The organism is Thermococcus aciditolerans (assembly GCF_008152015.1).
Taxonomy (GTDB): domain Archaea; phylum Methanobacteriota_B; class Thermococci; order Thermococcales; family Thermococcaceae; genus Thermococcus; species Thermococcus celericrescens.
In genome coordinates this window covers 2,116,271-2,134,488 of the sequence record NZ_CP041932.1, presented here as the reverse complement: position 1 = coordinate 2,134,488, position 18,218 = coordinate 2,116,271, and the positions used below count along the sequence as shown (strand labels likewise).

General features: G+C 57.3%; 19 protein-coding genes. 3 read left to right on the top strand and 16 right to left on the bottom strand.

The genetic code is table 11. The features are described 5' to 3' along the window. Positions 1-33: 33 nt before the first annotated feature. Genes FPV09_RS11705 through FPV09_RS11700 form a run of 3 tightly spaced genes read right to left on the bottom strand, consistent with a single transcriptional unit; the run spans position 34 to position 1,391 of the window. A complete protein-coding gene (locus FPV09_RS11705; protein WP_246112273.1) occupies positions 34-480 on the bottom strand; it encodes a type II toxin-antitoxin system VapC family toxin in 447 nt (148 codons plus the stop codon). Continuing rightward, entirely contained in the window at positions 473-643 is a 171-nt protein-coding gene (locus FPV09_RS12055) for a hypothetical protein (protein ID WP_168194770.1), read from the bottom strand. Before FPV09_RS12055 ends, FPV09_RS11705 begins: the two co-directional genes overlap by 8 nt. Before the next feature lie 43 nt (positions 644-686). Next, the gene (locus FPV09_RS11700) at positions 687-1,391 is read right to left on the bottom strand and encodes a nucleotidyltransferase domain-containing protein (protein WP_148883525.1); all 705 of its coding nucleotides are present in this window, start codon (positions 1,389-1,391) and stop codon (positions 687-689) included. Positions 1,392-1,472: 81 nt separating this feature from the next. Between FPV09_RS11700 and FPV09_RS11695 the strand changes: the two genes are divergently transcribed. Then, positions 1,473-1,895 carry a hypothetical protein gene (locus FPV09_RS11695; protein ID WP_058938562.1) on the top strand — a complete coding sequence of 141 codons (423 nt, stop codon included), beginning with the start codon at positions 1,473-1,475 and terminating at the stop codon, positions 1,893-1,895. Positions 1,896-1,910: 15 nt separating this feature from the next. Here FPV09_RS11695 and FPV09_RS11690 read toward each other — a convergent pair whose 3' ends face one another. The 7 genes from FPV09_RS11690 to FPV09_RS11660 all read right to left on the bottom strand — a co-directional run bounded on the left by FPV09_RS11690 (position 1,911) and on the right by FPV09_RS11660 (position 9,197). Next, on the bottom strand, positions 1,911-3,083 hold the full coding sequence (locus FPV09_RS11690) for a hypothetical protein (protein WP_148883524.1): 1,173 nt from the start codon (positions 3,081-3,083) through the stop codon (positions 1,911-1,913). A gap of 84 nt (positions 3,084-3,167) precedes the next feature. Continuing rightward, a complete protein-coding gene (locus FPV09_RS11685) occupies positions 3,168-4,187 on the bottom strand; it encodes an L-threonylcarbamoyladenylate synthase (RefSeq protein ID WP_148883523.1) in 1,020 nt (339 codons plus the stop codon). A 44-nt stretch (positions 4,188-4,231) separates the two neighbouring features. Further along, positions 4,232-5,269, bottom strand: a complete 1,038-nt coding sequence (locus FPV09_RS11680) for a glycosyltransferase family 4 protein (protein ID WP_168194769.1) — start codon at positions 5,267-5,269, stop codon at positions 4,232-4,234. Positions 5,270-5,307: 38 nt separating this feature from the next. Continuing rightward, entirely contained in the window at positions 5,308-6,516 is a 1,209-nt protein-coding gene (locus FPV09_RS11675; protein ID WP_148883522.1) for a hypothetical protein, read from the bottom strand. Positions 6,517-6,658: 142 nt separating this feature from the next. Beyond that, entirely contained in the window at positions 6,659-8,101 is a 1,443-nt protein-coding gene (asnB, locus tag FPV09_RS11670; protein WP_148883521.1) for an asparagine synthase (glutamine-hydrolyzing), read from the bottom strand. Positions 8,102-8,277: 176 nt separating this feature from the next. Continuing rightward, positions 8,278-8,847: an ASCH domain-containing protein gene (locus FPV09_RS11665; protein WP_148883520.1), complete on the bottom strand. Its 570-nt coding sequence runs from the start codon at positions 8,845-8,847 to the stop codon at positions 8,278-8,280. A 5-nt stretch (positions 8,848-8,852) separates the two neighbouring features. Next, positions 8,853-9,197, bottom strand: a complete 345-nt coding sequence (locus FPV09_RS11660) for an ASCH domain-containing protein (RefSeq protein ID WP_058938569.1) — start codon at positions 9,195-9,197, stop codon at positions 8,853-8,855. 90 nt (positions 9,198-9,287) lie between these two features. Between FPV09_RS11660 and FPV09_RS11655 the strand changes: the two genes are divergently transcribed. Both FPV09_RS11655 and FPV09_RS11650 read left to right on the top strand, forming a co-directional pair. Then, entirely contained in the window at positions 9,288-9,455 is a 168-nt protein-coding gene (locus FPV09_RS11655) for a class III signal peptide-containing protein (protein ID WP_083500618.1), read from the top strand. A gap of 9 nt (positions 9,456-9,464) precedes the next feature. Then, positions 9,465-10,679, top strand: a complete 1,215-nt coding sequence (locus FPV09_RS11650) for an A24 family peptidase C-terminal domain-containing protein (RefSeq protein WP_148883519.1) — start codon at positions 9,465-9,467, stop codon at positions 10,677-10,679. 156 nt (positions 10,680-10,835) lie between these two features. Here the strand turns inward: FPV09_RS11650 and FPV09_RS11645 are convergent, their stop codons facing one another. Genes FPV09_RS11645 through FPV09_RS11620 form a run of 6 tightly spaced genes read right to left on the bottom strand, consistent with a single transcriptional unit; the run spans position 10,836 to position 18,216 of the window. After that, a complete protein-coding gene (locus tag FPV09_RS11645; protein ID WP_148883518.1) occupies positions 10,836-11,465 on the bottom strand; it encodes an HAD-IB family phosphatase in 630 nt (209 codons plus the stop codon). A gap of 39 nt (positions 11,466-11,504) precedes the next feature. Further along, on the bottom strand, positions 11,505-12,158 hold the full coding sequence (locus tag FPV09_RS11640; RefSeq protein WP_148883517.1) for a protein-L-isoaspartate(D-aspartate) O-methyltransferase: 654 nt from the start codon (positions 12,156-12,158) through the stop codon (positions 11,505-11,507). Positions 12,159-12,204: 46 nt separating this feature from the next. After that, positions 12,205-14,139, bottom strand: a complete 1,935-nt coding sequence (locus FPV09_RS11635; protein ID WP_148883516.1) for a CARDB domain-containing protein — start codon at positions 14,137-14,139, stop codon at positions 12,205-12,207. Then, positions 14,136-15,866 (bottom strand): archaellar assembly protein FlaJ, encoded by a 1,731-nt coding sequence (gene flaJ / locus FPV09_RS11630; RefSeq protein ID WP_148883515.1) that lies wholly within the window; start codon positions 15,864-15,866, stop codon positions 14,136-14,138. Before flaJ ends, FPV09_RS11635 begins: the two co-directional genes overlap by 4 nt. Positions 15,867-15,878: 12 nt before the next feature. Continuing rightward, a complete protein-coding gene (locus FPV09_RS11625) occupies positions 15,879-17,516 on the bottom strand; it encodes a type II/IV secretion system ATPase subunit (RefSeq protein ID WP_148883514.1) in 1,638 nt (545 codons plus the stop codon). A 1-nt stretch (position 17,517) separates the two neighbouring features. Then, positions 17,518-18,216, bottom strand: a complete 699-nt coding sequence (locus tag FPV09_RS11620; RefSeq protein ID WP_148883872.1) for an ATPase domain-containing protein — start codon at positions 18,214-18,216, stop codon at positions 17,518-17,520. Between the last annotated feature and the right edge of the window lie 2 nt (positions 18,217-18,218).

The window sequence follows — 18,218 nt, the reverse complement described above, 5'->3', positions numbered from 1 at the left end:
ACACAGTACAGGGGTTGTACTGTGTGCTGTCCATTAGAGGTTCAACAGTTCCTCCTTTGAAGACACAATCAAAAGGTTCTCTTTCTGGCCCATTTCGGCAAAGTCTTCGTCGAGGGTTATTATCCCATCGAGGTTGTAGAAGATGGCCGTTGCGCCGATGATAGCATCGTTGGGAAGAAGGCCGTATTTTCCAATCAGCTTTTTGGACAGGGAGAAGACGAACTCATTTGTTTCAAGGAATCTGAAGAGTGAGAGAAGTTCGTAAACTGGCTCTTTTTGAACCGCCCTGACCAATTCTGGTTTTTTCTTCAGCGTTCTGAAACTTTTGCCGGTTTTAAGCTTCAGGTATATGAAAATAACTTCGGACACAACGGTTTCGTTTATATATCCTGTCACGCTCTCTTCGATAAGGGCCTCAAGGATGCCTGTGGCCTTGGAATTCCCTTTTAAATGCTCAACGAAAACCGTCGAATCAACCATAAAGCTCCTCATAAATTTCCACCTTGAGGTCTCTCGCGGATTTCTCCGTTTTTAGTATCCCTGCGGTCTTTTTTAAAATCTCCCTCCGTTTCTCGAGTTTCTGAAGGTAGGCCCTAACCTTTTTCTCAAACTCCTTTGGGACCCTCACGTTAACGGTCTCCACGTTCTCACCGTATCAATCTTCTCGCCGAACAATATAAGGGTTGCTAAACCCCTCCCCGCTCCCGCACCTTTCTCCTGACGTTCGGGTCGCGGTCGGCTATCACCTTCAGCGCTTCCTCGAAGCTCATCCAGTCGGGAACTTCCTCGTTGATGTAGATCCCGGTTCTTCCTATCGCGTCCCTCCTCGTCAGAACGTGGACGCGCTCGGTGACGATGTCCACACTAACTCCGAGGATTCTGGCGACCTCGCTCTCCCGCCCAGCGACTTCCCTCTCGATGTGTCCCCTCTCGGTGGGGACTATGAGTATCAGCTTCTTATTGACGCCTGGGACGCGCTCCTTCGTTTTCACGCCCCACAAATCAACCGCCCCGCCCCACCGGTAGAACTCAAGCTCCCTGTCGGTGGGGTCGATTAACGGGAATGTGACGGTTGTTTCGTCGTCTATCTCGATGACCCCCTTGATGAGGTGCCACGGAGTTGCCATGACTATCTTCCTCTGCCCCACGAGCCCCTCAAGGGCGAGTTCGATAAGGTAGCTCGGCACCCTGTAGGGTATGAAGATGTCCACGTCGCTGTCCTGCCTGACGTCCCCCCTGGCGACGCTGCCGTAGAGAAGGGGATCGAACTGGCTAAGCCTCTCCATTATCTTTAGCGCTCTCTCCCTCTTCTCCTGGAGGTAGCGCCATCTCTTTGGGGAATAGACCACTTCCCGTTCATCCCATATCCTGACGACTTTTTCCCTCGGCATCTGAGGGAGTTCGGGGGAAAGTTTAAAGCCCTACCGATAGCGTTTTATACAAACCCATCGACTTCGAGGTGGTGAAAGAAAATGCCAGTGCTCGGGTTCAACATAACCAAGGTTGAAATGAAGAAGGTTTCCTTTTCCGTCCCAGCCGGCCAGATTGAGGTCAGGCTCTCGCCGAAGATTGAGGAGATTCGCCTCGGTGAGATCAGGACCCCAACCGGTAAGCTGAACGGCATAGAAATCCTCTTCAGATACGAGATAGAGTACAACCCCAAGATCGCCGACGGTGCGATCGATGGCGTCATACTCTACCTTCCTCCGCGGAAGGAGAAGATGGACGAGATACTCAACCTCTGGGAGGATGAGAAGAAGATAGACCCCATAACCTTCGCGGAGGTCGTCAACTTCATAACCAAAGAAGTCTCCCCGATGCTGATGCTTCTCGCGAAGGAGATGCGCCTGCCGTACCACGTACCCCTCCCGAGGGTCGAGGTCAAGTCATCCTAATCTCTTTTAATTCTCTCAGAGTGAGCGATAGACTCCCTCGGCCTCATGGATTTTTTCCAGAACCTCAACGAGTCCCTCCCTCTTCATGGCGTTCTCTCCGAGTTCCAGGGCTTTCGTGTGTTTTCCCCTGTCGGTGTAGTACTCTATGTTCTCGATGTCCTCCAGCACATCCACGCGGCTGTTTAGAGCAGCGAACTGCTTGAGTGCGGCGAGCCTCACCCGCACCCTGAACTCCATACCGCTCCCCGTCTCGAGGGCGCTCTTGTACGTCCCCATGGCATCGTCAAGCTTCCCTATCCCCATGAGAGCCTCGGTCAGCTCCACGAGCTTTTCCGTCGCCATCTCATCGTTGCCCTTTGAGCGGTGGGCACTTATCACCTGGTACAGTATTCTGGCGGCGTTGAGGCCGATGAGCTTGGCCCTGTTGAAGTTCCTCGCCAGCATGTACGCGTACTGGGCCTTGACGAGGCAGGTGGTGGTGCCGTCCAGGTCACCGTCGGAGTAGGCTATCTTGCTTGCCCTCTCAAAGTTCTTTGCAGCGGTGTCCATCATCTCAATGAAATGGATGTCGTAGCCAAACAGCGCTCGTATAAAGGCCGCGAGGCGGTAGAACGCTTCCGCCGCCCTTTCGATATCCCCGCTTTCCAGCCTGCTTTCCGCGACCTGGCCGTAGAGGGTTATCATTGTCTCGGCTATCCTCTTGTACGCCTCGATGTTGTCCACCAGCTTGTAGTACCTGTAGGCGGACTCGTACGCCTTTATTGCCATCTCTATATCATCATTGTCCTGATAGGACGCCCCAAGGTCCTCGTAGATTCCGGCGAACTCCTCAGCGTACCTTGTCAGGCCCCTGCGATCGTCCAGGGTCGCGAATATCTCAAGGACACTGAAGCAGTACTCATCGAGAAGGTCGACGTCAACCTCGGGTCTGGATATCTCACCGTCTATAAGGTCGAGGTATAGGTAGGCGCTCTTCAGAAGAGAGGGCCGGGCCTTTTCAACCGACTTCGTTCTCTCCAGAAGAACGTAACCGAGGTATTTGTACAGCCTGGCCGCGTCCTCACTCATTCCAGCCTCCTCATAACCCTTCGCGGCCCGCAGCATAAGTTTGAGCCCCTCTTTCACCTGACCGCCGTTGATTTTTTTGATGGCGAGCTGTTCGAGGTCCTCTGGCCCTTCCAGCCCCATGCTACCCACCAAATTTCTCACCCCATATGATTCAAGTCCCTGACGGTTGCCTAAATCTTGACCCTCCAGATATTTAAGCGTTGTCTATGCCCAGACTATTCTGTACCCTGCTGCCTTTCTCAGTCTGTTCATCACCGCGAATCCCAGTCCCCTCTCCTCGATTCCCTCCGCGATTATGACGTCCACACCGCGTTTATCCAGCTCCCTGAGCGCCCTGAAGAGGTTCCTCGCCACTTCCTCCTCGGTACTCCCCAGGTGGAAGAACTCGTCCGCGTCGTACTCCTCCGTGGCCATCACTCCAACAGTGAGGCCGTCCGCGCGGTACTCGTGCACCAGCTCGGTTATCTTACGCCTCACGTTCTCCCTCTTTCCCTCGACCACTATAACCTGGGCGTTCGGCGAGTAGTGCTTGTACTTCATCCCGGGGGAGCGGGCGACGTCCACGAGCTTGCCCCTGACCGCCGGATGTATCTCTACCCCTCCGATGACCTTCTCGATCTCTTCCAGTGGAAGACCGCCGGGCCTCAGCAGGGTCGGCCTCTCCGAGCTGAGGTCTATCACCGTTGATTCAACACCTATCTTGGTCTCACCGCCGTCGATTATGCACTCTATCCTCCCGTAGAAGTCGTCTATGACGTGCTCCGCCAGGGTGGGGCTCGGCTTTCCGCTTATGTTCGCCGAGGGTGCTGCCACTGGAGTGCTCGCCCTTATAAGCGCGAGGGCTATCGGGTGCGCAGGCATTCTGACGGCCACGGTGTCGAGGCCGCCGGTGGTGACGTCCGGGACGTTCCCATTCCTTGGCAGGACCATCGTCAGGGGGCCCGGCCAGAACCTCTCGGCGAGGAGCCTTGCTTCGCGGGGAACGTCCCTCGCGAGCCGCCCCAGATCGCTGAAGTCCGCTATGTGAACGATGAGCGGGTTGTCCGCCGGCCTGCCCTTGGCCTCGAATATCCTCCTCACGGCCCGGGCGTTCAGGGCATCTGCACCGAGGCCGTAAACGGTCTCGGTCGGGAACGCGACCAGCTTCCCCTCCAGTATGAACCTGGCGGCTATCTTTATGCCCCTCTCATCGACTCCGTCTCGCATGTTGATTACCACCGTCATGCTCTCACCCCTCAGCCTTCACGGAGTCGGGGCCGTTAAAAACGTTACCCAATCACTGAGGAGTACACCCCCTCGATTCTCGCCGCGACGGCCTCCCACGAGTAGAGCGCCGCGACCCTTCTCGCAACGGCCCCGGCTTTCCGGTTCTTTTTCGGTTCGGTGAGAACCTTTACGGCCTCAACGAGCTCATCGAACGTCTCGAAGGTGAGTCCGTTCTTTCCCGCTCTGATTAGCTCGGGAATCGCGCTCACGCGCCTTCCCACCGCCGGGACGCCCAGGCTGTTGGCCTCTATGATGACGAGGCCAAAGCCCTCCCTCCTGGAGGGCAGGACGAGGAGAACGCTCTCCGACAGGATCCTCCCGACGTCTCCTCTGTGCCCCAAGAACCTCACGTTTCCGGGTGCACTCGCTTCCAGACTCCTCCTGAGCGGGCCGTCACCCACCACAAGGAATTCCCTCTCTGGAAGCGCCCTCGCCAGCTCTATGAAAGTCCCAGGGCTTTTGTATTCGCGGAGGGCGCCGATGAACGTGATGTACCTCCTCCCGTTCCCCGGTTCCCCGGCCCCTTCGAGTTCACGCACCCCGTTGGGTATGACGCTCACCCTTCCCGCCCCGAGGGCCAGCGCCTTCCTTGCCAGCCAGTGGCTGACCGCTATTACCGCGTCCGCCTCGGCGAGGGTTTTTTTCACGTAAAACCTTCCGAGGGCCAGCTTTGCCGTGTGCTCCAGGTCGCTTCCGTGGGCCGTGACGACGAGGGGAAGGCCGGTTTTCTCCTTCGCGAGAACGCCCGCGAAGCTGGTCGTTCCAACAAAGTGGGCGTGGATCAAATCGAACCCCAGTTCCCTGTGGAGCCGGACGATTTTCCTGGAACCCAGAAAGGCGAAGCTCGTCCCCCTCAGTCCGTAAACCTGCGGAACCTTAACCTGGTGGACGAACTCCCGCTCGAACTCCCTCGGCTCAACTGGCCCGTAGGTCAGGACGTGAACCTCGTGGCGTTTTCTGAGCTCCCTCACGAGGCTCTCGAGGTGGTTGGCAACGCCACCGGCGTGGGGGGGATAGTGACCGACCATTAGAATCCTCATTTTGACCGGGAAGAATGGAGAAGAGGCGTTAAAAAGACTTATGGTCTGCCCCTGTCCCGTCCCTCGGAGCGGGGTGGATGGGGCACGCCGTGCTTCCAGACGGTTTTTTCTGCCAGCATCTCCTTTATACGGGGTATGAGATCGTTGATTACCTCGGAGTAATCCCCCCTCTGGAGGGCATCCTCCGCCTGCTGGAGCAGGTTTTCTATCTCATCCACATCGTAGCCCTTTGTCCTGAGGACGTTTACCATGACCTCAAGCTGTGAAAGCCTTCTCTGGAGCCTCACCTCCGCCGAGCCCTGGTACACGGTCCTTATTTCCACGTACGTCCTCGCTATCACAAAATCCGCCTCTCCCCCCGCACGTATGGCCAGCAGGTATGCTCTGGAGTAGTCGCCCGCGTTGTACGCACTCCACGCCTCCTCTAGCAGGCCCCTGGCGGCTTCGAGCTTTCTTCTGGCGGCGGGTATCTGGAGGCCGTCGAGCAGCTTCTCCGCCCTGTCCGTCTTGTTCTGGACTGCCGTGAGAACCTCGAGGGTGTCCCTTGGCCCCGGCGAGGTCGCTTTCTCTTCGGTGCCTATGTCGTTCCCGAAGCGCTCCCTGGCAAATCCCAGAACCTTCCCCTGGTTCAGGGGAAACAGGGGCCCTCCCCCGTCAGACGTCGTCATGTACACGACTCCCCTCAGCCCGCTGAACTTTGCCAGCGCCTCAAGTGTCTCGTTGGTTTTCCCTTCGTCCGTCAGGATGAGGATGGGCCTTCCATGCGTCCCGGAGGGCCCGATTTTAACCGTCCTGGTGTACTCCCTCAGCGCGAGTCCGTCCCTGCCGTTGGCGATTACCACGGTCTCGATGCCCTCGAAAGCCTCCGGAAACTCCTTCTTCAGTCCCTCTATCACGGCCAGATTTGTCTCGTACCTCGTCTCCCCGTACCAGCGCTCATAGGGGATTCCGAAGTCGTCCAGATCGCCCGTGTAGTCCTCGGGGATTGCGACGGGTCCGCCGATTATTATCACCCTCCCCGGCTCCTCGCTGAGAATCTCCGCGCTGATCTCCGGACTGTACGTTCCCCAGGGACTTACGATAACCCTGGCATCCAGCAGGGCGGCCACGCTGTACGCCAGCGCCGCGTCAGCCTCGTTGTCCGTCACGAGGATAACGATGCCGGGGTCCGCGGCGCTCCCCCCTGGGAGGGCGGCCAGGATGAAGATGAGTCCAATGAAAATGACGGCAGGTTTTTTCAGCTCCACGTTCTCTCACCGGCTTACTGTTGGAAAAGGACCTATTTAAGCCTTTTTCACGAAACCGTTCGGCAGCGTTAGCCCCGCTGGCAGGAAAAAACGTGGAGGTGCCCCATTTGGGGCGGGACTATTAAAGAACGTTCAGGAACGTTTATTCCCGTTTAAAAATCTCCCTGAAGACTTTCTCCGCGTATTCCCTCAGTCCCAGACCCTCACTCTTTGCGAGTTTCTCCAGGAGCTTCTGGGAACCGCTGCCGTACTGGGCGGCTTTCTTCTCCCTCATGGCGATCTCCTTCGGCAGACCCAGCTCCAGCGCCGCTTTCCTCAGAACGGCCTTCCTCACACCCCTGGATATCTTCGCATCGAGCGGTGTGTTAATTGCCGCGGAGACGACGGACAGGCTCAGGAAGGGGAAGCGCCCCTCCACCGAGTTCAACATGGCTATCTTGTCGTCCCTGGCAAGGTTCCTCTCACCCAATCCCTTCAAATCTTCCTCCATAAGCTCGGGCCTCTCCAGGTACTTCGCGTAGCCGCCGAAGAGCTCGTCGGCCCCCTGGCCGCTCAGGAGAACCCTGACACCGTCATCCCTCGCGAGCCCAGTGGCGAAGTACAGGGGTATCCCGATGGCCAGATTCATGGGGTTCGGCTCCTCTATCGCGAAGGCAACCCTTGGAACCGCTTCCCTCACATCGTCCAGGTCGAAAACGTACTCCCTGAGCTTCAGGCCGAGCCTGTCCGCGGCCCTTCTGGCCCATTCGATGTCGGGGCTTCCCTCCACCCCCGCGGTATAGAGGACGACGTCGGAGTACTCCGAGGCGATGAGAGCAACGAGGGAGCTGTCCAGTCCCCCGGAGAAGAGAACCCCTGTTTTCTTTCCCACCCTGTGGCGGACGGAGCAGGTCAGGGCCCTGCCGATGGCCTTAACCGCCCTCCCGGGGTCGAGGGGCTTCCTCCTCAGCTCTTCCAGCTGGAGGGCTTTCCTAACTTCAACGCCCTCCCGCGAGATTGTGACCAGCTCACCGGGCCCCACCGGAATGGCCTCCTGCCCGATGGCCCACAGCACCTTTTTCTCGCTCGCGAAGAATCCCTCCGGGGAGCGGTACAGCGGTCTTACACCCAATGGGTCGCGGAAGAGGTGAATCCTCTCCCCGTCGGAGAAGGCCACGGCGTAGTCCCCCTCCATCATCAGCATCGCCTTCCGAACCGCCCCGAAGGCGTCCAGCCCGCGGTCGAGGAAGAACTCGATGAGCCTGAGGATTACCTCGCTGTCCACGTCCGTCTCGAAGGATACCCCCCTTCCCTCCAGCCACGCCCTCAGCTCGCGGTGGTTGTATATCTCGCCGTTGTGGATGAGGGCCAGCTCATTGACGAAGGGCTGGGTAAAGCCCAAGGAGCCAGTCATGGCGAGCCTGCACTGTATGAGACCTATCTTCCCGTCGGGCATTTCGGGAACCTTTGAGAAGTCGCTCGATTTCAGTACGCCCTCGTCCGTCCAGACGCCGAAGCTGTCCTCTCCCCTATGCTTTCCGGCGTTTATCATGACGATGAACCTGTCCCTGAGATTTGAACCGAGTCCACCCGCCACAAGGCACATGCTCTCCCACCGCTGAAAGTTGGTCGTCGTTAAGAAAAGACTTCCCGCTTTCGAGGTGGGATAGTGATAGGAAGCGGCCGGAAATTCTGAACATCCGTCCAAATTTGTGCCGGATGGCTGAACCATGGGCTCCGGGACGTCACAGGGAGAAAAATCCGGAGGGCAGCTCACGGGCATCAGAGCTTTGGCCCCATGATGCCCCTCCTTTTCAGCTCTTTGTAAGCCCTCCTGAGGGCGTCCCTAATCAGATACCTCTTGTTCATGCCCCCCAGCCGGTGGGCGGCCTTTCTGAGACTTCCCGCCTGGAGGAAGAGTTCGAGGAGCTCTCTGTCTTCTTCGGAGAGGTCAAGATGTTTGAGGGCCTTCTCGGCTATCTCCACCGGGAGGTTGCCCTCGTAGGCGTAATCCGAGCTCATGACCGGCTTATCGAACTTCTCCACGAGACGGAAGACTATAACGTGAGCGATGGAGTCGTCGTCCACGTGTTTGTAATGGCTTTTGAGGGCCCTTATAAGCTCCTCCCTGCTCGAAAAACCGTCCCGAAAAGCGTCCTCGTCGGTAAGCTCGCCAACCGTTTTACTCTCAACCCTCTCGATAACCGCCTTCCCTATCGCGTAGCCGCCCGAGTGCAGGAGAACTTCATCTCCGGGCTCCAGATTCGGCCTCCTGCCGAGCCTCACCGTTGCCCTCTTCCTTCCGCTCAGTATCGCCTCGGCGTAGCGTCCGTCGAACTCCAAGTGGTGCACCGGGATCACCGCCCGCTTTTCTCACCCACGAGCTTGAACCTTATGGCGATGACGCCGTAGCGGTTCTCCTTCCACTTTGGGTACATGCCGTGGAACCGCTTCACCGCCCTCTCAAAGCTCGGCTCATCCGGAAAGATCTTCTTTATGGGCTCTTCCCTCAGAACCTGACGGAACGTCTCGTATTCCTTCACGCCCGTGATCACGGCGGGAACCTGATCGTTGAAGATTATCTTGTCGCCGGGCTTCATTCCCCGGAACTGGGGGTAGGCAACCCTAACCTCTATCCTCTTCTCGCCGGACTTTATGTAGTCCAGGTATTCCTCGCGAACCCTCAACCTGTACACTCTCATCTTCATCACGACCCAGATTCCATTTCCCGTTTAAAAGGCTGATGGAAACTTTTAAATCCTTTAGCGCCGAATTAAAGTCAGGTGTAAACGATGAGGCACAGGGGGCAGGGAGCGCTGGAGTACCTTTTCATGCTGGCTGCTGTTCTGATACTGGTCACGATGGCAATCCGGGTCATCATGAGTAGCGTCCACGATCTCAACAGTGCGGTCTCCAACTACACCAAGGAGGTTCGGAAGCAGATACTCGAAGACCTGTGAGGTGAAATCATGGAGACGGTCCCCCTGATTCTGGGTCTTTTAGCGGGAGTACTGACCTCTTACACCGATATTAAGACGGGGTTCATCTTCGACAACCACGCTTTTCCAACCCTCACTCTCATTGGACGTCTCCTCGGGTGGGAGGAAGAGGAGGAAGAGGAGAGCGAGCTTCCCACCTGGCTTGGCAAGATCGTGATTCCGGCCGCCGAAGTCGGCGTCCTGTACTATCTGTACCTGGGAATACAGGCCCATGATGGCCTGCTGGCCGCCTCCGGATTCATCGGACTGATACTGGGCTTTATCCTCGGTCTTTTGCTCTACTACATCGGGGCCTGGGCCAGCGGTGATGTGGTCCTTCTGGCGGCGTTCTCCGCCCTTCTGCCCCTCGCCCCAGCCGCCGCGGATGTCGTCCCCCCCTACGGAACGACGTACCCCCTGTACCCCCTGGCAGTGCTTTTCAACAGCATCCTGGCGGTGTTTCCCTTCATATTCATATACTCCCTGGCCGTCCTCGTGCTCAGGAAGAGGTTTCACGCCCTGAGGGAGGTCTTCGTGGGAGGACTGCGCACTACCGTTGAGTTCACCCTGTGGATAGTTGCCGTCATAACCGTTCAGGCAATCATGGGAAGCGCCGGAATCTCAAGTCCTATAACCGGAATCCTCGTGGCGCTCGTCCTGCTGCCCGTCTTTATGAGGCTCCGCCACCTCGGCAACGCCGCCGGCATTCTGTCCCTAGGATACCTCATGTACCTGGATCCAACGGTCGCACTCTTAACCTCCGGGAGGGTTTTTGTCCTTGTCTACCTCCTAAAGGTGCTCCTCTCCACCGTCAAGTTCATGCGCCTGGAGGTGCTGATGGAAGAGGTCCCCGTGGAGGAGTTGAACGAGTGGGACATACTCGGTGAGGTCATCCACGAGATTAACGGTGAGGTAATGCGGGACAGGGAGGACGGTCTTGAACGCATTAAGCGCACCCTAGTCTCATGGGACCCGGGATCGCTGAAGCCCAAGCGGGGACGGATCATAGCTTCCCCCACAGCGGAGGGGCTCAGAAAAGAGCAGATAGAAGAGCTCAAGCGCCTCGTGGAGGAGGAAAGGCTTGAGAACTCCTTCCTCAGGAAAAAATCAATGCCCTTCGCCCCGGCGCTTTTCATAGGGTTCCTGATGGCGTACTTCTGGGGGGACATCTTCTGGTGGCTTGTACTCAAGGTGGCGGGGCTGTGAGAAAAGGATTTAAAACCGTCGTCGAAGTTTTATCCGGCCCGGCGTCCGCCCACCCCGCGGAGGAGTGAGGCGGGGATTCCGGCCGGGCCGACAGGGGAATGAGGAGCTTTTGCTTTGCTGATACCGCCCCTGCGGGCGGCGTGATGAACACGCCCTTCACTGACCCCGCTCCAGCCCCGCTATTATCTCCATCACCTCGTGGAGGCTCTCAACGTTGTGGTCGCCTTCCACCCCCTCGTGGGGGTTTATCGCTATGCTGACGTCGGCTTCTTTAAACATGCTCAGGTCGTTGTATCCATCACCGACCGCTATTGTTACCTCGGGTTCAAGCTCAGCCTTCAGCTCCCGGAGTATGGTCCCCTTGCTCTTGAAGTCGACGGTGGGGTTGACCTCCCCGGTAACGACGCCGTTCTCGTCGAATATCAGCTCGTTGGCGAAGACGTAGTCAACCCCGAGCTCCTTCGCTATCCTTCCGGCGAGGCATATGAGACCGCTGCTGAGTATCGCTATCCTGAAGTCGTTCTCCCGGAGAAACCCGATGAGCTCCTTCGCTCCCTCCATGTACTCAACCGAGTTCGCCCATTCCATGATCTCCTCCCCCGTGTGACCTCTCCAGAGGGAGGCGTCGAGTTCGGCCCACTTCACGTAGTCTATTTTTCCCGCAAAGAAGAGCTCGGCGTATTCCTTCCCCTTCTCCCAGGTTCCAAAGCGCTTGTGAAGTTCAACCCAGCTGGAGATGGATTTGACTAGGGTTCCCTCGAGGTCAAAGGCTATGAGCTTAACCATCGTACCACCTGAAAAGAGAGCGAGGAGAAACTTAAAAGCCTACCCCCTCCAGCCGTGCTCACCCATAAGGGGGACGAAGGCAACCCCGCCCCATCTTTTCTTCCGGACCTCCCCGTCCTCGGTCTTGGTCATAACATACAGCTCCTGCCAGAGATGATGGCTTCCAACCGGGATGATGAGCCTCCCGCCCGGCTTCAGCTGTTCGATCAGGGGTTCCGGAACCTTCGGTGCCCCCGCGGTGACGATCATCCTGTCGTAGGGAGCTTTGGGGGGAAAGCCCTTCGTGCCGTCGCCGAGGAAAACGTGAACGTTCTTCACTCCCGCTCGCTCGAGGTTTCTCCTCGCAAACTCGACCAGCTCGGGAATCCGTTCGACCGTGTAAACATCACTCTTCACGAGCTCCGCGATCAGAGCCGCGTTCCATCCGCTGCCCGTTCCAATCTCAAGGACGTTCATTCCCCGCTCAAGCTCGGCCAGCTCCAGCATTATCGCCACCATGTGGGGAGCCGAGACCGTCTGCCCCGCGGGAATCGGAAGGGGCTCATCAACGTGGGCATAGCTTTGATAGCGCTTTTCAACGAAGAGGTACCGTGGATACCTGAGAAAAGCCCTCCTAACGGCCTCGCTCCTGATGATGCCCTCTTCCACAAGGGAAGCCACCCTCCGGCGCCACAGCCCATCCAGTTGTTCCATTGGTGTTCACTGGATAAACAAAGAGAAAAGGGCGTATCAACCTTTCTCATGATCTGTGGGCCTGATACCACGCCAAGATTATGATGGTCAAGGCACCGATAACAATCCCGATTACCATCCACACAACCTTGGAGGTTGTTGGTGTGTACGGAACCGTTTGGACTTCGGTCACAGTGCTTTCGATGGACGTGGTCTCTGTACGGGTCTCGGTGACGGTCACGGTTCCGTTGGAAGGTACCGTGGTCGTCACGGTGATGGTCTTCGTTATCACCGCGGTGTCGTTCCCGGTTGGGGCCACGATGTCAAGCACAACCCTGCTTGAATTGACGGTCCCCGCGATGGTGTTTAGGGCAACCCTGAACGTCTTTTTCCCGGGGGAGTAGGGGATTACCATGACGCTGAAGGTCACGTTTTCACCGGGTGCCAGGCTCAGAGGGGCGACCAATCCACCCCCGTAGGACCCAAAGACCCCGTCGGGCTCAATAGTCACGCCCTCCGGGACGCTCACCGTGAGGTTAGCTGGTACAGACACGTCTCCGGCGTTCCTGACGTGGAACCTCAGGGTCACGGGATGATACACCGCAGGGTCCCCTTCCCACGATGCGTTGAGGAAGTAGGCAACCCTCGACGGCTCCACGTACGCGGTAACGGGGTTGGATGAGAACGTGAGCCTGGTGTAGCCCCCACAGGCCAGTTCAAAGGGAGCAACAACATCAGCAACTACCCTTCCAAGCGTAACGTTGCCGTCGTCCGTCGGCATGACGGTTACCTTGAAGGTTTTTTCCTCACCCGGTTTCAGGAGGGCAATCTCTAGCGCACCCCCAGAAATAACCCGCACTCCACCCTCCGGAAAGAAGCGGAGCGTGACGTTCGAAAGGGCCACCGTGCCGGTGTTCTTTACCCGGAAGGCAATACTCATCGGAAGGTACCTCTTCCCGTCCTCGGCGGTACCCTCGATCAGGAGGTTGGCCACCTTGCCCGCGTCGGGAATCTTGGACGTGTCGAGAAAGACCTCAAAGGTGGCCTTTCCGTCGTCCTCCACGCCGTCCAGGATTACGGTTGCCCCCTTGTAGTACAGGCCCGTCGCCACGGCACCGCTTGAGAGCTTGGAGGTGGCCAGAACCGCGCCGCACGAGTTGAGCAGGGACGCCCTTATCGAACCATCGAATTTGTAGTCGTAGCGGAGCACGTAGGGACCAACGTTCCGGGTCTGACCCAGGGAGAGTGAGAACACCGCATCTGGAACCGTCTCAACGTCGAGCGACGCCCCCCTGAAGAACACCGTCACCTTGGCGTATTCAACCCCGACCAAATCCTCCGCCTTGACGTGGAACGGGCCGATGTCGGCCTCCTTTCCAACGACCACGGAATACTCATCTCCGCCGTATTCAAAGTAAAGCGTTTCGGTGAAGCCGTCCGCGGATTCCTCAACGGTGGCGTTGGTGAAAGTCAGCACGTGGTCCGAGATTGTCACGTTCTGGCCCCTCTGGAGGTATCCCTCAAAGACCTTCGGATAGGCGCTCACGGCAACCTTGAGGTTGCCGAAGGTGAACGTGCCGGAGGTGAAGTCCTTGGACTCGTTTCCCCGGGAAACGCGCACCTTCGCGCCCTTGCTCCCCACAGAGAGCAGCTCAATCGAGTAGTCTCCCAGCCTAACGGTCTCGCCCTCAACGATGTGGGGAAATGTCACGTTCAGGAATACGAGGGGCCCCTCGACCGCGGTGACCCTGACGTACCGCACCACAACGTCCCCGGCGGTGAAACCCTCCCCCGGGCTGAGGGAGAAGTCATAGTATGACGACCCTGCGTACGCGGTGCCAACCAGGACACCGTCCAGCGAGACGTCCCTGAACTCCAGGGTCACGTTCCCGATGGAAATCGAATCCGGCAGGGGGAGCCATCCGCTGAAGGACGACGCCGAGGCGAAACCCACCGGAAGCAGAAGCATGAGCACCAGCGCGAACACGATGGCCCGTCTCACGGTATCACCCCCATAAGGTGGAGAAACATCTGGGCGGTTTCACCGCCCCCTCCCATTCCCATCATCCTCTCCATGAGTGTCTGACCCAGGTACATACCAACCGCGAATATCCACGACATTATGACGAAGTACCTGGCGGTGCCGAGCACGTGACCTCCGTCCGCGAGCTTGATAACGAGGGAGGAGAGGAAGGAGTGCATCACCATCATCACCAGCATTATGTACAGGAGGAACCTCATTCCCGACGGCGGGATGACGTGGATTATATCCCCTATGTACTCGGTGGGTATCTGCATCTGGGCGAACATCTGGCTTATCGAAACGGCGACCTGGAATGAGGCGGCGAGGGAAAACGCAAACGCCCCGGTCAGACCGTAGATTATTCCGACGAAGCTCGCTATGCTCTGCTGCCTCTTCCTCCTGAGACGAACGAGCCGCTCAAAGTTCCTGCTGATGATGAGGCCAACGTAGTCAGGTTCCGCACCCATGCGGAGGCTTTCACGGAATATCTCCGAGAATATACCGATGAGCCAGCTCCCGGTTCCTGTTATAAAGAAGTCCCACGCCCTGTCCCTGTCAACCCTGATGGCGAGCCTCCTGTAGAGCGCCCTGATGTCCTCAGTGAGGGAACCGAAGTCGTGGGCACTGAGGTATTTGAGAACCAGCACAAGGGAGGCGCCGCTGGCGGCAAGGGATGAGCTCAGACTCCTTATGAACGCGGGAAAATTCTCGTCCTTCCTGAATATCCTCTTTTCCTCACTGTTGACAACGTGTCCGAGGTAAAAGAGGGGCGTCAGGATGAGGGCGAGAACGAAGGGCTCTGGTATATCAAACCTCACCCTGATGACGGTGAAGTAAAGGAGTGCAACTATAACAACTCCCATAACCGAGTAGACCGCGGCCCTCGTTATCCTTTTCCGCCTCACGTCATCTATACCCCTGTTCTCGGCCCAGAGGGGATCCTCGGGCATCCTGAACTTAACAACGAGCAGTATACCAACCTCGGCGGCGAGAGTCATCGCAACCGCGTACAGCCCCATCTTGCCGATGTCCATGCCGGTGATGAGGGGGCCTATGATGACGAACGCGGCGATGAACACGACCGAGATAATTATCGACTCGTATATCTCCTTGAATATATCGAGGTCGTAGAGCGCACCCTCGTAGAAGGTCTGGTAGTCGTCCATGACCGTCTGCTGCTCCTGGAAAAGGTACTCCTTGAGGTCAACACCGCTGTCGAGGGAGTAAGCCAGCCTGTCGAGGAAGTCGGCGAACATTACACTGGGCGTCCTCCTCGCGAGGAATCGGAGGGCCTCGGGCATCGAGAGGTGAAGTCTGTTGACCACGGTGTGGACCTTTTTGAGCTCGCTCGCTATGGCACCCAGCTTGGGGTCGTTGGCGAGGATTTTGATGAGGTCGCTCCTCCGCATTTCACTCGTCGAGAGAACCGCGAAGTACGTGATGAAGTACGGCATTTTTGAGTTTATCGAAATCTTCTTGGTATCCGCTATCACGTATGGATACACCGCGGCGTAAATCAGGAGAACAACGGGAATCAGGAACATGAGAACCTTGAGGGCGCTGGGGAGGTAGAAAATTCTTCCGATTACGCCCACAGCGAGGAACAGAACCGCCGAGATAGCCATGTACGGCAGAAGAACCTTCCTGAGGTACGTGCCCATATCCAGGTCAGCCTTCGTGAAGATGCTGATGCCCTCCTCGGCCATGCCATCACCCCGTTAGATTCTGAAGCTCAGGCCCTCGATTCCACGCTGGTAGAACGCCTTGATCTCGCGGTAGACGTCCCAGTAGTTCGTTATGCCCAGCTCGACCATCCTCTGGAGGATCCTCGCGCGGAGGAACAGCTCGTTGTAAATCTCCTTGGGATCCTCGTAACCGGCTATCTCGGCTATCTTCCTCTCAAGGATGTAAGAGTTGTTGAAACCGCGGAACACGTGCCTGTCCGACACGGGGTCCCACTCGAAGACGTTCCTCGTAGCGACACCACCGAGCTCCTCGTAGTAGCCTTCGATCTCGACGACGTTGACCGTCCTTCTCAGGAACTTGCCCTTGATGTAGACAGCCTGCTGGAAGACCGCTATGTTGAGGTTGTCAATGAAGGTTATCGGGACGTTGATGGGATGACCGGTGAAACGCTGTATCATCTTCTTGATATCACCGGCGTGGAAGGTGCTCATAACGGGGTGGCCGGTCTGCATGGCCTGGAATGCGATGGCACCCTCTGCACCACGGATCTCACCGACGATGATGTAGTTCGGCCTTGAACGCAGGGCGGCCTTCAGGAGGTCGAACAGAGTAACACGGCTCTCCTCGGGACCCCTTTCGCGGGTTATGAGTCTCTGCCATGTGGGGTGCGGCACCTGAACCTCGGGGGTATCCTCCGCGGTGTAGATTTTGGACCCCGGCTTGATGAATGGGACTATTGAGTTGAGCAGGGTGGTCTTACCGGAAGCGGTCTCACCACAGACGAAAACACTCATACCGTACTCAAGAGCTATCCAGAGATAGGCGGCAACCTCGGCGCTCAGCGTTCCCCATGAAATGAGCTGAATGATGCTGATGGGGGTTGCCGAGAACTTACGGATGGTGGCGCTCGGACCCTTGATGGAGATGTCAGGGGAGTAGATGATGTTGATACGCGAGCCGTCGGGGAGGGCACCGTCAACTATCGGCGTCCTGTCGCTGATCGGCCTTCCAATACGCTCGGCAATGTTCTTGAAGTAGTCCGCGAGCTTGACGTCGTCGCCGAAGGTTATGTTGGTCGGCATCATCTCGAATATCTTGTGGACGAGGGAGATGTTGTTGGCGCCGATGATGTGGATATCCTCGATGTAGGGGTCGCGGGCGATGGGCTCAAGCGGGCCGATACCGATGATGTCGCGCTTGATTAGGTAGCGGAACTTCTCCATCTCCTCCTTGGTGATCAGAAACTTCTGACCCTTGCCCATTAAACCGCCTTTGCCCGATTTAACCAGCGCGAGCACGGCTTCATCAAAGAGGGCATCCAGAAAGCGCTCAAACTCTTCCTGCTCCTCGGGAATATCCCTGGTCGGCGCGAGCTCCAGGATTTTGTCCCTGATCCGGTTGTACTTCTGCTCTTCCTCGCGGCTCTCGATGCGGGGCTCGATGACGATGTACTTCTTGTCGGTCGTCATGTCCCCGTAGATGTGGATGAAGATGGGGTCACCTACCGGGTAGAGGATGTTGGGGTACATTATGTCCTTCATGTCCCTGGTGAGCTGAGGATGAAACTCTGGGAGCTTTCCGTACTTCCTCCTGAACTGATCAACGTACTTTCTAAGGTGGGGGTTTCTCGCCATTGCCTCCTCAAGGGTGTCGCTGACCACCTGCGCCATGTCACACCACCGCCGCAATCTCTACTATCAGCCCGACCTTCGGCTCGACACGGAACGGGATAATCTTCTGAAACAGTCCCTTGGCGTTGTTGTACTTGACTATCGTGGCCGAGTTCTTCAGGTCGCCACCGAACACCTTGACGCTCAAACGGATGAGCATGCTTGCCGCTTCCTCAAGGACGAAGAGGGAGTCCCTGTCGATCTCTTCCGTGTTCGCGGTAAGGATGATGACCTTATCCAGGGAGGCCATTTTCTTGACGTACAGCAGAAAATCCCTAACCGCGCTCGGCTCCTGCTCACGGGAAAGGAGTGATGAGAATGAATCGATTATCATTATGTCCGGCTCCCACAGCCTGGGCTCACCGAACAGCCGGCTGAGGAACTTCCTTTTCTCGCTGACACCGGTGAGAAGGGGGTATAGTGAGACAAACATGAGCTTCTTCCTGATTAGAAAAGGGATTATATCGTAGCCGAGGGACTCCATCTGCTTGATGTATTCAACCGTGGTGTACTGGCTGGAGATGTAGCTGGCGGTGTACCCGTTCATGAGAAAGCCGTAGAGAAGGCGCTGGACGAAGATGGACTTACCGCTACCCCTGTCTCCCTCGATGAGCATAATCGTCCCGGCGGGGATGCCGCCACCGAGACGCCGGTGCAGTTCATCGCCCTTGAGCTCTATCTTGAGGAGTTCCTCGACCAAGA